12 protein-coding genes and 1 pseudogene are annotated in these 14,625 nt (G+C 32.8%); 7 read left to right on the top strand and 6 right to left on the bottom strand.

The features are described from left to right. Positions 1-45: 45 nt before the first annotated feature. From moaC to H3T54_RS03790, 5 genes and pseudogenes are all read left to right on the top strand, one after another. Positions 46-537, top strand: coding sequence for a cyclic pyranopterin monophosphate synthase MoaC (moaC, locus tag H3T54_RS03810; RefSeq protein ID WP_198220998.1), 492 nt, complete (start codon positions 46-48; stop codon positions 535-537). Positions 538-541: 4 nt separating this feature from the next. Then, positions 542-787, top strand: a complete 246-nt coding sequence (gene moaD / locus H3T54_RS03805; protein ID WP_198220996.1) for a molybdopterin synthase sulfur carrier subunit — start codon at positions 542-544, stop codon at positions 785-787. Positions 788-791: 4 nt separating this feature from the next. Then, positions 792-1,235 carry a molybdopterin synthase catalytic subunit MoaE gene (moaE, locus tag H3T54_RS03800; RefSeq protein WP_198220994.1) on the top strand — a complete coding sequence of 148 codons (444 nt, stop codon included), beginning with the start codon at positions 792-794 and terminating at the stop codon, positions 1,233-1,235. Positions 1,236-1,350: 115 nt separating this feature from the next. Next, a pseudogene (locus tag H3T54_RS12045) lies at positions 1,351-1,964 on the top strand (Bax inhibitor-1/YccA family protein). A 178-nt stretch (positions 1,965-2,142) separates the two neighbouring features. Further along, complete coding sequence (locus H3T54_RS03790) at positions 2,143-3,963, top strand: sulfatase-like hydrolase/transferase (RefSeq protein ID WP_198220992.1); 1,821 nt, start codon at positions 2,143-2,145, stop codon at positions 3,961-3,963. A gap of 39 nt (positions 3,964-4,002) precedes the next feature. Here H3T54_RS03790 and sppA read toward each other — a convergent pair whose 3' ends face one another. The 6 genes from sppA to pcnB form a co-directional block, all read right to left on the bottom strand. Further along, positions 4,003-5,820 carry a signal peptide peptidase SppA gene (gene sppA / locus H3T54_RS03785; RefSeq protein WP_198220990.1) on the bottom strand — a complete coding sequence of 606 codons (1,818 nt, stop codon included), beginning with the start codon at positions 5,818-5,820 and terminating at the stop codon, positions 4,003-4,005. Between the two features lie 22 nt (positions 5,821-5,842). Next, positions 5,843-6,658 (bottom strand): bis(5'-nucleosyl)-tetraphosphatase (symmetrical) ApaH, encoded by an 816-nt coding sequence (apaH, locus tag H3T54_RS03780; protein ID WP_198220988.1) that lies wholly within the window; start codon positions 6,656-6,658, stop codon positions 5,843-5,845. A 4-nt stretch (positions 6,659-6,662) separates the two neighbouring features. Then, positions 6,663-7,460, bottom strand: a complete 798-nt coding sequence (rsmA, locus tag H3T54_RS03775) for a 16S rRNA (adenine(1518)-N(6)/adenine(1519)-N(6))-dimethyltransferase RsmA (RefSeq protein WP_198220986.1) — start codon at positions 7,458-7,460, stop codon at positions 6,663-6,665. Further along, on the bottom strand, positions 7,453-8,766 hold the full coding sequence (surA, locus tag H3T54_RS03770; RefSeq protein ID WP_198200925.1) for a peptidylprolyl isomerase SurA: 1,314 nt from the start codon (positions 8,764-8,766) through the stop codon (positions 7,453-7,455). Before surA ends, rsmA begins: the two co-directional genes overlap by 8 nt. Before the next feature lie 61 nt (positions 8,767-8,827). Further along, positions 8,828-11,209 (bottom strand): LPS assembly protein LptD, encoded by a 2,382-nt coding sequence (gene lptD, locus H3T54_RS03765; RefSeq protein WP_198220984.1) that lies wholly within the window; start codon positions 11,207-11,209, stop codon positions 8,828-8,830. A gap of 74 nt (positions 11,210-11,283) precedes the next feature. Next, positions 11,284-12,585, bottom strand: coding sequence for a polynucleotide adenylyltransferase PcnB (pcnB, locus tag H3T54_RS03760; RefSeq protein ID WP_232351583.1), 1,302 nt, complete (start codon positions 12,583-12,585; stop codon positions 11,284-11,286). Positions 12,586-13,006: 421 nt separating this feature from the next. Here pcnB and oxyR point away from each other — a divergent pair, with 421 nt between their 5' ends. Further along, positions 13,007-13,933, top strand: a complete 927-nt coding sequence (oxyR, locus tag H3T54_RS03755; protein WP_198220981.1) for a DNA-binding transcriptional regulator OxyR — start codon at positions 13,007-13,009, stop codon at positions 13,931-13,933. A 33-nt stretch (positions 13,934-13,966) separates the two neighbouring features. After that, a complete protein-coding gene (fabR, locus tag H3T54_RS03750; protein ID WP_198200922.1) occupies positions 13,967-14,611 on the top strand; it encodes an HTH-type transcriptional repressor FabR in 645 nt (214 codons plus the stop codon). Positions 14,612-14,625: the final 14 nt, after the last annotated feature.

Genomic DNA, 14,625 nt, shown 5'->3' with positions numbered 1-14,625 from the left:
ATCTTGAGTGACAAATTAAAATATAATGTTTAAGGGTGTTTAAAAATGTCAGCGTCATTTTCACATATTAATCAACGTGGTGATGCTCATATGGTTGATGTTTCAGAAAAACAGATAACCCATCGAGAGGCTAGGGCAGAATCAATAGTATTAATGAATGCAGAAACATTTAATATGATTATTGAAGGAAAACATCATAAAGGTGATGTGTTTGCGACAGCTCGAATTGCAGGAATTCAAGCTGGGAAACGGACTTGGGAGTTAATACCACTTTGTCATCCATTACTACTTAGTAAAATAGAGGTTAATATTGAACCTCTATTTGAAAATCATAGTGTAAGAATTGAATCAATCTGTAAGGTAACAGGTCAAACTGGTGTGGAAATGGAAGCATTAGTTGCTGCTTCTGTCGCTGCATTAACGATATATGATATGTGCAAAGCTAGTCAGAAAGATATAATTATCAATCAAGTTAGATTATTAAATAAAGTTGGTGGTAAATCAGGCGAATATAACTTAAACAAAATAGAACAATGAAAGTATGAATAAAATTTATTTTTTTGCACAAATTAGAGAGTTGTTAGGCGTTGAATCTTTGGAATTAATGGTAGATCAAATGTCTATAGCTCAACTTTTAGAGCAGCTTAGTTTACGTGGTGACAAATGGTCATTAGCTTTAAAAGAAAAAACCGTATTATGTGCGGTAAATCAAGCATTAGTTGATTATCATCATATTATTCGATGTGGTGATGAAATTGCATTTTTTCCACCAGTAACAGGTGGGTAATAATATGAATATTATTGAAATTAACCAATCAGATATTGACATAAATTCATTAATAATATGGCTCTATGAATTACCTCAAGATGGAGCTGTAGTCACTTTTATGGGGAAAGTGCGTAGTTTAGAAAATCAAGTGATTAGTTTAACATTGGAACATTATCCTCAAATGACGGAAAAAGTATTGAGCAACATTATTCATCAAGCCAGAGATAGATGGTCAATTAATCGAGTTGCATTAGTTCATCGTGTGGGCAAAATTAATGCTAATGAGAGTATTGTTTTTGTTGGTGTTAGTTCGGCACATCGCAGAGATGCTTTTGCCGCAACTGAATTTATTATGGATGTATTAAAAAATGAAGCGCCATTTTGGAAGAAAGAACAAACTACTAGTGGTGAAAATTGGGTAGAAGCAAAGCAATCTGATGTAAATGCCTTGAAGAAATGGTATTAATCTTTATTTAATATATAATAAGGTATTATGTTACTTTTATAGTAATTAAGATATGTCAATTTATACTCCTAACGGTTCAGTTAAAGAATAAACTGTTAGCCGTATACAAACATATATGAGTCAAATGTATGGATGGCTGTTGCCTTACTTTTAACTGTTTTTGTTGCTTGGTTCGCATCAACTAATTATGAGTATCTTACACTGTTATCACGAGTAATGTGGAAGCTCTTGATTGCCGAATTTCGATTAGACTTTGTTATTTCAGAAATGATTAATCGTTTATCTGGTGCTGCAGCAACTATTTTATTTAGTGATAAATGGTTTAACTTTTCTATATATTTTAAATATTATACGTCGTTTTCAATTGACAGTGTCTTCTTTTTATCACTGTTTGAATATTGAGTGTGTTAGCATTTTATGGCTATACGACTAAACGAGATTTATCTGGTTTTGTAGCTTATTATTCATGGGATTAATTGGTATTGTTATCGCCTCTCTAGTTAATCTATTTTTGCAAAGCGAACCTTTAATGTGGGCGGTCACCTATATTGGCGTATTCGTTTTTGCCGGATTAACAGCTTATAATACGCAAAAACTTAAATAATTGAGTGTTAATTTATGTAAGAAGATCAAAATATGCTTAGGCGTTAGGTGATATTAGATGCATTAGCACTATATTGTGAGTTTATTAATTTATTTATCATGTTAGTTAACGCGAGTATTTACTGAACGAAGCTAACCATTCATAATATTATAAGAAGATTCTATAACGAGCCCTTTTGTCAATTTTATATTAATTTCTATACTTTTATTGTTTTTTTGTTAAAAATTTTTCGGAAAGCAATAAATCAAAATAAAAAAAGCATTATTATTAAAAAAATTTCAGTCTTTTACCTAATGGATTTCTATGAAAAAACTTTATTTGTTCTTGTTAGTAAATATTTCAATTTCGTCAATAATAGCAATCCGATATTTTTGGGTACCTGGTTCTTCGTTTACTTGGGATGGAAGCCTTTTTGCATTTATTGCAGTTTTAGGTCATTTTTTTTCAGCTTATTTATTAATTTTTGTTTTATCTATTCCTATCCTTTGGATAAATAAAAAAATAACTAATATCTGCTTGGCACTTATATTCAGTTTATTGCAAATTGTTTTATATATAGATACTATTGTCTTTCAACAATATCGATTTCATATCAGTGAATCGGTATTATCAATGGTGTTTTCTGGTCAGGTTGTAGATTTTTCAGCTATGACTTATTTATTAATATCTTTATTAATATTCGTTTGTTTTGCAACGGAATATTTAGTCCTTTATCTACTTGATAAGAAATTTAATCATAAAACTATTCGACCTAACATATTAATTATACCGACAGTTTTTCTTGTTAGTTGCTTGGTTATCAGTCATTTGATACATATGATTGCTTTTTATTACGCCTATTCTCCGATTATGGTTGTCAAAGAATATATTCCTTTATATCGTCCATTTACCTCAAAAAAGATAATGGGATATTTTGATAAATCAGGGCAACGTAAAGTGCTTATTGAAATGGATAATCAGCATGCAAGTATCTATTACCCTAAAAAAGATCTTATGATTAATCCAGATAATCAAGCAACACCTAACATTATGTTTATTGTGTTAGATTCTTGGCGTTATGATTCTTTTAGTCCAGATATTTCCCCCAACACTTATCGTTTTGTTAAACAGAATGATAGCATAATTTTTAATAATCATTACTCAACTGGTAATGCTACTCGAACCGGTATTTTTGGTCTTTTTTATGGTATTCCCGGCACGTATTGGGATGCTTTTTTAAGAAACCGAATCCCATCGTTATTTATAACCACTTTGCAAAAAGAAAATTATAATATTGGTATATTTACTTCAGCCAAAGTTACCGCCCCTGAATTTGATCGTACGGCGTTTTTGACTATCAAAAATTTAAGAATTAGTAGTAGAGATGGTAAGGCATCTAGTCGAGATAAACAGTTAACGGAGGATTGGCTAAATTGGTATAAAACTAGAGATCAATCTAAACCGAGTTTTTCATTCTTATTTTTTGATGCTCCACATGCTTATGATTTTCCTAATAACTTTGACATAAAATTCCAACCTGTCGGTGAACTTAATTACATGACATTAAGTAACGATACTGATCCTGTCCCAATTTTTAATCGATATAAACAGAGTGTCTATTATGATGATTATTTGTTGCAAAAAGTCTATGATGAACTCAAACAGTCTGGTTCATTAGATAATACCTTGATTATTATAACCGGTGACCATTCACAAGAAATGAATGACAATAAACTAGGTTTTTGGGGGCATAATGGTAACTATACTGATGCACAAACTAAAGTTCCTTTTATTATTGTTGGGGCAAAAGATCTTCAACACATGAGCGATAACATAAATAAATTTACTAGTCATGAAGATGTAGTACCAACAATAATGCGGAATTATTTACATGTAAAAAATGATATTAGTGATTATTCGACAGGTTATGATTTGTTTAGCCCAATAAAAGATCGAGACTGGTTACTAATGTCAAATTATAGTTCTTATGCTGTACGGACTAAAGACAACATTTATTTTGTTAATCGTCTTGGTATTAGTCATTATTTCGATGCTTATAATAATGAAGTAAATGAAACTCCTAATTATAATCTCATCCATGCTGCAATGAATAATATGCGTTATTTTTTCCAAACAGAACAATAAGAATAAATAATAATCCACCTTAATGGTGGATTATTTGAATTATTTTATATCAGCACAGTTTATGCAGTAAATATAACGATTTTGTCCATCTTGGAACTTGTCCCAGAACGAAACTTGTTGCTTGATCTGTTTTATTTCTGGTAGTTGTTCGAACAATATTTCTGCTGTTGATTTTGGCATCATTGCAATCATATCTGAATATAAAGCATTGATCCAATTACCTTCTTGTTTTTGCCAATCTATTTGGTAATCTGAAATATTAGCTAATGTGGCTGCCATTTCAATTGCATCATCAAAATCACCTAATTTATCAACTAAACCGTTTTTACTTCCTTCTGAACCCAGCCACACTTGACCTTGGGCTATATTATCTACTTGTTCGGTAGTCATATTTCGTGCTTTTGCTACTAAAGAGATAAAAGTGTGATAACCATGATCAATATTCATTTGAATAAATTGGCTCATTTCACTTGATAGATTCTGAGTTATGCCTCTATTTGCTAATGGTGATGTTGATACTCCATCATTATAGACCCCGATATGAGAAAGTGAGTTTTCAAAGGTTGGTACCATACCGAAGATACCAATGGAGCCGGTAATAGTATTTGGGCTAGCAACAATATAGTCAGATGCAGTTGATATCCAATAACCACCTGAAGCAGCCATACCGCCCATGGAGACAACCACCGGAATTTGGTAACTGCGTAAAGCTTCTAATTCATTGCGAATCGCTTCTGAAGCATCAACACTTCCTCCTGGGCTATTTACTCTAAGTATAACTGCTTGTATATTATTTTTATTTAAATTTTTACGAATGTTTCTTAATTGCTCAACAATATCTTGGCTTCCGGCGACATTGCTGCTATTTTCTCCGTTGGTAATTGTTCCATTGACAAAAACAACAGCTATTTTGGGTTCTTCAGTTGCTGGTTTAGTATTTTCTTTCAGCTGGTAATCATAAATATTTACTCTATTTTTTATATTGATTTCTAGTTCGAATTCTTGATTAGTTGCTATTGCATCAATCAAACCATTTGCTAACGCGTATTGTGCCATGTTGCCATTAGCTGCTTTTAATTCTGATAGCATGTTTTCGGGTAATGGTACTAATTGTGAGGGGGCCTTTTTCCGTTCTTCTGAGATGTCACTAAGGTAGTTATTCCACATTAGATTTAACCATCGAGATGTATTGCTTCTAGCTTCTTCCGACATATTGTCTCGAATGAACGGCTCAATAGCTGATTTATAAGTACCGACACGGAAAACATGAGTATTTACCTTTAAATTATTTAATAATGTTTTGTAATATAAATTATTGGCTGATAACCCAAATACATTTACAGCCCCTAATGGCGTTAAGTAGATTTTATTAGCATAACTGGCTAAATAATATTGGCTTTGGTTAAAGTTTGAGCCGATGGCATAAATAGGTTTATTGGCTGCTTTAAATTTCGTTAAATATTTTCCAATATATTGTAAAGAACTCATATCTGCGCCGACAAAATTGTCTAATTTTAATACCATACTTTTTATATTAGGATCTGATGTGGCTTGAGATATCTTTTGCACTAAATCAAATAAGCTATTTTCACGAGATAGGTTTACTCTTTTGCCATAAATCTTATCTTGTATTTCATAAATTTCATCACTATAAAGTGAGTTGTCAACGACGACACCCTCTAGATTCATAATTAATGTACCAGATTGAGGAATGACATCTTGTTTGTTTGCTTCTTTTATTAATGCGATACCACTAAAAATCAATAGAATAATAATTAAGAAAACGAGATTGAGAAAGATTTCTCTGATTATGTTGATAATTTTCCAGATTGATTTTATAACAGATAGTGCAGACATAATAAAATAGCCTTTTTCTAATTTAATTAGTTTCTATATTTCTCTTTTTGAAGTATTTTTTGTCTTCAAATCGTAAACAAGTTAATTTGCCACCCCAACAACATCCTGTATCAAGCGCGTAAATATTTTCAGGCGTGCCTTTTCCATTCAGTGCTGCCCAATGACCAAAAGCTATACTATAATCTGAGGGGATTTTTCTTGGCAGAGCAAACCAAGGTTTAAGCTTTGAGGGAACTTGATCGGGTTGATTTTTGTAATAAAAATCGAGTCGGCCATCTTCGTAGCAATAACGCATTCGCGTTAATGCATTGGCAATAAATCGTAGTCGATCTAATCCTTGTAGATCCATTGACCACTCATCGGGAAAATTACCATACATTTTGTCAAGAAAAAGTGGATAGGAATCACTGCTTAAAATAACATTTAGATCATGGGCACATTTTTTTAATGTTTCCATATCCCATTGTGGCGAGACGCCTGCATGAGTCATAATAAGTTTTAATTTTTCATCTATTTGGACTAGTGGTTGTTTACGTAACCAGTTCATTAATTCATCAAAATCATGTGCATGAATTAATTCATCAAGGTTATCCTTCTTCTTAGGAGGGGTAACATTGGCATAGATTGATAATAGATGTAAATCATGATTACCTAACACTAATCTAATTTTTTCACTATATTGTTTAACAAATCTAATAACTTCCAATGATTTAGGACCTCTAGCAACTAAATCACCAGTTAACCATAACGTATCCGATGATGAAAAACCTGCTTTTTCAAGTAAGCGCATAAATTCATCATAACAACCATGGATATCACCAATTATTAGATTTGCCATAAGTTTACTTCCAAGCGTTTGCCAATAGACAATATTGTTTTACCGTCAGATTTTCCGCACGTAAATTAGGATCAATATCTAATTCAAGCATTTGTTCTGCCGTAAATAAATTACCTAAGCTATTGCGGATAGTTTTACGTCTTTGATTAAATGCTTCTGTAGTAATACGTGAAAGTACTTTGACATCATTAACTAAATAAGGTTTTTGCTTATAAGGTGTTAGTTTCACTACAGCAGAATCAACTTTAGGCGCTGGTTTAAAAGAAGTTGGTGGCACTTCTAAAACAGGGATAATTTGGCAGTAATATTGTGCCATCACACTTAAGCGGCCATAATCTTTACTATTTGGAGCTGCAACTAAACGAGTAACTACCTCTTTTTGTAACATAAAATGCATATCAGCAATAATAGGCGCGTATTCAAATAAATGAAACATTAAGGGCGTCGAAATATTATAAGGTAAATTACCAAATACCCTTAGTTGCTGACCTAATTGCTCGAATAATAGATTAAAATCAAATGTTAATGCATCTTGTTCAATTACACTAATTTTACTTTGTAAAAAAGGATTTTCGACCAATCGACTAGCTAAATCCCTATCAATTTCAATCACAGTTAGATGATCAACATGTTTACTTACAGGTATAGTCAATGCAGCAAGTCCTGGGCCTATTTCAACTAAAGCTTGCCCTTGTTTAGGTTGTATCGCTGCAACAATACTTTCAATTATATAATCATCATGTAAAAAGTTTTGACCAAATCGTTTGCGAGCAAAATGCCCTTGGTGAACACGACTATTCATTCTTTCCTTCACCTGTAATTTTAATATAAGCATCACCTTTAAGTTCTTGAATCCAAACTTGTGCTTCCTCGGCAAATTTTCGGTTAAAAATAAGTCGGTAAGCTTGGTCTTTCTTGACCATATTGGTGCCGTCAGTCTGTCTGGTATCAATTAGTTGAATTAAATGCCAACCGTAAGATGATCTTATTGGTTGACTGATTTCACCTTTTTTTAATTGTAATAATGCACTTTTAAAACCATTATCATAAACTTCAGGTCTATTCCAGCCTAAATTACCGCCATTGTCTTTAGAACCGGTGTCTTCAGAATTCGCTTTTGCCGCCGCTGCGAATGTGGTTGCTCCACTAGTAATGGCTTTACGGATATCAGTTAATTTTTGTTTAGCAACTTGATCGGTAACTAATACGTTAGTTTTAATTAATATATGTCGAGCATTCACTTCTTGAAGAGTAATTTTTTTCGGCGCTTCAGAACGAGTATCATCAACTTTTATTATATGAATTCCAACGCCTGAACGGATAGGTCCAATTACACTACCTTTTGCTGCACGAATCAGACGTTCTTCAAAGATAGTCGGTAGTTCATTGAGTTTTCGCCAACCCATAGAACCACCTTTTAGTGCTAGGTCATCATTAGAATATGATGTGGCTAATTTAGCAAAATTTTCCCCTTTTTTTGCTCGATTAATAATATCCATGGCTTTATTTGTGGCACTGTCAACTTGTTGTTTAGATGCTTTTTCTGGAATAGAAATTAAAATATGACTAATTTTGACATCAATATTGTTGGTTGGTTGATTTGTCATTGTCTTGGTTAATTGTTCTACTTCTCGAGGTGAAACTTTGATTCTTGGTCTAACCTCATGCATACGAGCTTGCTCAATCAACATATCATTATGAATGCGTTCTCGATAAGTACTATAGCTAATTCCCATTGCTGATAATCTACTTCGTAGTTGATCGATTGTCATGCCATTTTCAGCAGCGATACCATCAATTGCACCAGTTATTTCATCATCACTAATAGTAATTTTGGCTTTAGCAGCCCTTTGTAAAATTAAATTTTCAACTATTAACCGATCGATGATTTGTTTTCGGAGCACTTTGTCACTAGGTAAAGTTCTTGGGTCGGCACTAGCTTTAATGGTTTTTAACATATCATTAACGTCACTTTCTAAAATGACATTATTATTAACCACTGCGGCAACTTGCTCTATAACTTTTGGAGCAGCATGAGCAGAAATTGGTGTAAACAGTGCTACGTTAATACTTAAGTTTAATGCAATAAAAAGTTTTAATAATTTCATATTTATTTAACTCATTATATTGTTGTGATATCAATTTATCACTATAAATGTATTGGTTAGTTTATTCAAATGTTGATGTATAAGGTAACTTACCAAAATCTAACATTTTGGCTTTGCTATCTCGATTATTTCCTAAACCTTGTAATTCAAAGTTAATCGAAAATTTATTTTTGTATTTGCTCACACGGGTTGTTTCATCCCAATCGGTTAGCTTTCGGCCATATTGCATCGTCACTCCCCAGCAACAATCACTATAATGTAAACCAATAAAGCTATCTGCAATTTGATTCTGTTTCATATCATAATAATATGAACCGACAGCACTCACTGTTTCAGATAATGGCCAACTAGCCATAATACCGGCTTGAGATAGATCTTGTTTATAGCGTTTTTCTGATGAATCTTTATATCTGTCATCTACAGTAGTAATATAATTATGGTTTGCATATCGATAAGATAATTGCATTAATTTATCACCGCTTGGTCGATACTCAAAGGTGGTGTTGGCTAAGGCAATGGTGTCAATTCGGGTATCATATTGGATGCCACTACGAAAAATAATATCATTACTTATACGCCAAAAATTATCTGTTGCCCATGTAATACTACCCGTATCTGAATTTTTATCTAATTCATTATTGTGCTCACTAGTTTTAGATTTAGTGAAATAAGTAATTTGACCAAGAGATAAATTGAACTTTTCAATTTTATTACTATCATAAAAACGTGTGGTTACCCCTGTAGCAAGTTTGTTAGTCGAGGCTATCCGATCTAAACCGCTGTATGCCAAATCTCTAAATAATCCAACGTAATCCGTCTGTAAATAACTTGAGTCATAGTTATCGATATTGGATTGATTGCGATAGGGAATATAAGTATATTTAATACGTGGTTCAAGTGTTTGGGTATAATCATTCATAAACTCAATGTCACGTTCGAAAATAACTTTACCATCCAGACTAAATTTAGGCATAAAACGATTTACACTACTATCTAACTTTTTATCTAAATTTTTGGTTAACCGATTATATCTTTTAAGATTTTGTTGTTTGTAATGAGTCGCCATAACGCCAGTTTCTGTTGCTAATGATGCCCAAGAATTAGTTACTGTATAATTAAGTGTTGGTTCAATATGGGTTCGCCATGCATTAGGTTTATCTTTTGTGGCATTTATAAAGTGAGATACTTGTGCAAATGTTTTGAATTTTAGTGGGCCCAGGTCGTAATTATAATAGTTAATATCGAATTGTGGCTGGGTTTGGTAAAGGTTATTATTGTGAAATGGTTGAAAATGTTTGTAACCTAAAGCTACATCCCAATTTTCATCATTATAGGCTAACTTATAAAATTGCGTTAAATATCCATCTGTCTGAGAGGCATAGTTAGAGCTAAGATCAGTTAAATATTGATTATCACTGACACGTGTAACATCAGTATATAAGCGCCAATTATAATTTATTAATTCGTCATTTTTCCAATGGAATAACCATCGATTACGATTATCATCATACTTATTGCCATTCAATGATTTTTTTCTATCTTCACTATATTTACTATCATGCTGTAACCAGTCAAAAACGATAGTTCCTAAGCCTAATTGATTTAAATAGCGAAATTCAGTCTGTAATTGTACACCACGATGTTGTAAAACTCTTGGTGTTAATGTGGCATCATAATTTGGTGCGATATTCCAATAAAAAGGTAAAGCAAAATCAATACCATCGATACTGTCATAACCAAAAGTTGGCATTAATAAACCTGAACGTCTTTTATTGCCGGTTGGTAATTGTAAATAAGGTGAATATAAAACGGGAACTTTGCCGATGCTAAATACCGCATTCCATGCTTCTAGTAATTGTTCTTCGTTATCATGAATTACTGTAGTACCTTTAATATTCCAAGTACTATCATCTACAGGGCAAGAAGTAAAACTACCATTTTTTAGAATAATATAGCGATTTTTCTCCAGTTTCATTTCATCGGCTTTACCACGTCCAAGCCGATCAACTAAATGATATTCACTGGGATTCATATTTGAATCATTATTATTAAGATTTATCGCTGCATGACGACCTTTCATTTTTATCAAGTTATCTTGATAAGTGATATTTCCATCTAATATTGCCACTCGGTTATTTGCATCTTTAGAATCAATAGTTACTTTATCAGCTTGAACGGTGCGATTACCTTGTTCAACATACACGTCGCCACTATAAATAGCTAAATTAGGATAAATCGCTTTAAACTCATCAGCTTCTGCATTAACCGGTAATGTATTTATATCACCATTTACTATTGGTCGCTCAAATTTTGGTACATTAATAAGACACTGAGGATTGCTCGTAACGTTTTTAGGTATGCCAATTGCATAGCTAGTACTATCATAATTATACAGAGAAAATGTAACAGCTATAGCAATAAGAGAGAGTGATAATTTTTTCATCAATGATTAGAGTGTAATTATGATTATTTTAATTAAAACATTATAGCGGTTATTTACAAAAGTGCGAATGAAAATTAACGTTTAATACGCCGTTTATTGCTTTTACCAATCTGTTTAACCATAGATATTTTTCTTTCGGTGGATACATGTTGAAATTCATCCCACCATTTGGCTAAATCTAACAATTCACCTTTTTCGATAGATGATCGCATTTCTAGTAAATCATAAGCGGCACGAAATTTTGGATGTTCCAAAATCGCAAAGGCACGTTTCCCTTCACGTTTTTTCATTCTTAATTGTAAGCGCCAAATGTCACTCATTACATTTGTTAATCGTTTTGGTATTGCGATAATTCGACACTGTTCGCTTAGCACATCATTAATAGCCATAGAAAAAGAATCATAATACTGTAAACCACTTTCAATACAGTTAATCTGAGTCTGTTCTATAATTGGATACCAAAAAAAGGCAGCGTATAAAAAAGCTGGATTGACACGTTGCTTATTTTCTATTCGATAATCAGTATTTTTTAATACGTGAGCAATAATTTTTTCCAAATTACTATTATTATTTTGTACAAATAAGCGTTCAACCACTGGAAAAAGTTGTTCAAATAGTTGGTACTGTTTTAATAAAATATAAGTGTTGTAACCATGACCAGATTGCAATAATTTTAGAGATTCATCAAAAAGTCGTGCTGATGGAATATTTTTTAATAATGGCGCAAGTTTTTTTATGGGATCTGCCGATGCTTGATCAATTTTCATGTTAAGTTTTGCCGCGAAACGAATTGTTCTTAACATTCTAACCGGATCTTCACGATACCTTGTTTGCGGATCGCCAATTAATCGAATAACACCATTTTTTAGATCTTTTAATCCGCCACAGTAATCACGAATAGTAAAGTCTTTAACATTGTAATAAAGGGCGTTCATTGTGAAGTCACGGCGAATAGCATCTTGTTCAATCGTACCATATACATTGTCACGTAATAGCATGCCAGATTGCGATCGTTTAGAGATATTGGCCTGTTCACTTTGATCATCATGGTCACCACGAAAAGTAGCAACTTCAATTATCTCTTTACCGAACATAATATGGGCGAGGCGAAAACGTCTTCCAATTAATCGACAATTACGAAACACCTTTTGAATTTGTTCAGGAGTAGCATTTGTGGCAATATCAAAGTCCTTAGGTTTTTTACCTAAGAGAAGATCTCTAATACATCCACCAACTAGATAAGCTTCATATCCTTGTTTATTTAAGCGATAAAGAACTTTTAAGGCATTTTCGCTTATATTTTTGCGAGAAATATTATGTTCATTACGAGAAATGCAGACATAGTGTGATTTTTGCTGTTCTTCATGCTGAAACATTTTACGATAAAAGCGAGAAACTTGTTTAAAAATAGCACACCTCAAATTAATAATAGTCTATATAGCAATCTAGCGCGCGATTATATCGTAATTACGGTTAACTTTCCATTTTTCTTAATATGGTTATGGTAAGTAGAATAAAGAGATATAGTTTATAATCATTAAAGATTCTATTTGATTTTTTAAACATAATTATCAACAATAGCAGTTTATATAGTACAATTAATGAAATTAGCCTATTAAGCATCAAGAAATTATGCATAACAACAGATTTTATCTGTATTTAAATAACTAATTAATTTTACTGAATTTGATACTCTTATTTTATAAATGATTTTTATCCGAAAAACAGTAGTTTTTTATATCTATTTATTAGATTTCTGAGTATATAACCATTAACTGATAATTTTTTGGGGACACTATGAATATTCGTGATTTGGAATATTTTGTATCGTTAGCTGAATTTCGGCACTTTCGTAAAGCAGCAGATGCTTGTAATGTTAGTCAACCAACATTAAGTGGTCAAATCAGAAAACTTGAAGACGAATTAGGTGTAATGTTACTTGAGCGAACTAGTCGCAAAGTGTTATTTACCCAAACCGGTATGATGCTTGTTGAGCAAGCTAAAGAAATTTTACGTAATATACAAATTTTAAAAGAGATGGCTAGTCGTCAAGGCGAAGAGATGTCTGGTCCGATGCATATAGGTTTGATTCCTACTATTGCCCCTTATTTATTACCACATGTAATTACGGTATTACATGAATCTTTTCCTCAATTAGAACTTTATTTGCATGAAGCTCAAACAGCAAATATTGTTGCTCAACTTGAGAGTGGAAAACTGGATTGTGCGATTATTGCTCAAGTGAAAGAAACGGCACAATTTATTGAATTACCGTTATTTAATGAACCAATGTTTTTAGCGGTTCCTGCAAATGACGAATTAGCCACTAAACAAACAGTTAAACTTTCTAATTTAAAAGGGCAAAAATTTTTAATGTTAGAAGATGGTCACTGTTTGCGTGAACACGCAATGGGATATTGTTTTCAAGTCGGAATCGATGAAGACAAACAATTTAAAGCAACAAGTTTAGAAACATTGCGTAGTATGATATCTGCTGGACGAGGTATTACCTTATTTCCAGAGTTGGCAGCACCGAATGAGCGTACTCGCGATAATATTTGTTATATTCCTTGTAGTGATCCTATACCGACGCGAAGTATTGCTTTGATTTATCGACCAGGTTCTCCACTAAGAGCTCGTTATGAAACTATAGCTAAAACTATTCGCGATCATATGCCAAAAGTATTTGCAGAAAAAGAGCGATTATTAGGGCAAACAAACTGATAACTTATATTTTTATCATGCTGAATTTTGAAAATGAAAAACATTAAAACCGGTGGTATCAGAGCGCAGCAAAAGGAAAGAACTCGTCGAAGTTTAATTGATGCTGCGTTTAATCAACTTAATGCTGAACAGGGTTTTGCAAGTTTAAGTTTACGTGAGGTTGCTCGTGAAGCTGGTATTGCCGCCACCTCATTTTATCGACATTTTCGTGATATGGATGAATTAGGTTTAGCGATGGTTGATGAAAGCGGTTTAACGCTTCGCCAATTGTTAAGACAAGCTCGAAAACGTATCGAAAAAGGTGGCAGTGTGCTTCGGACTTCTGTAACCACTTTTATTGAATTTATAGATAAAAACCCTAAAGTATTTCTATTATTGCTGCGTGAAAAAGCCGGAACATCTTCTGATTTTCGATCGGCGATTGCACGTGAAATTCAGCATTTTATCGTCGAGCTTGTTGACTATTTAGATCATGCTAATCAAATGCCACATCATTACAATGAAGCTCAAGCAGAAGCGATGGTTACCATTGCTTTTAATGCTGGTGCTGAAGCGCTTGACTTTGATAGTATTCAACGTCAAAAATTAATAGAAGATCTTATTTTTCAACTTCGAATGGTTTCTCGAGGAGCCTATTACCTTTATCATAAAGAACAAGTAAAACTTGAAAATTATTGATCATTTCTTTCATT

It is taken from the genome of Gilliamella sp. B14384G10 (genome assembly GCF_016101685.1).
Taxonomy (GTDB): Bacteria; Pseudomonadota; Gammaproteobacteria; order Enterobacterales; family Orbaceae; genus Gilliamella; species Gilliamella apis_A.
The sequence above is the reverse complement of the archived record's forward strand: the minus strand, read 5'-3'. Positions and strand labels throughout refer to the sequence as shown.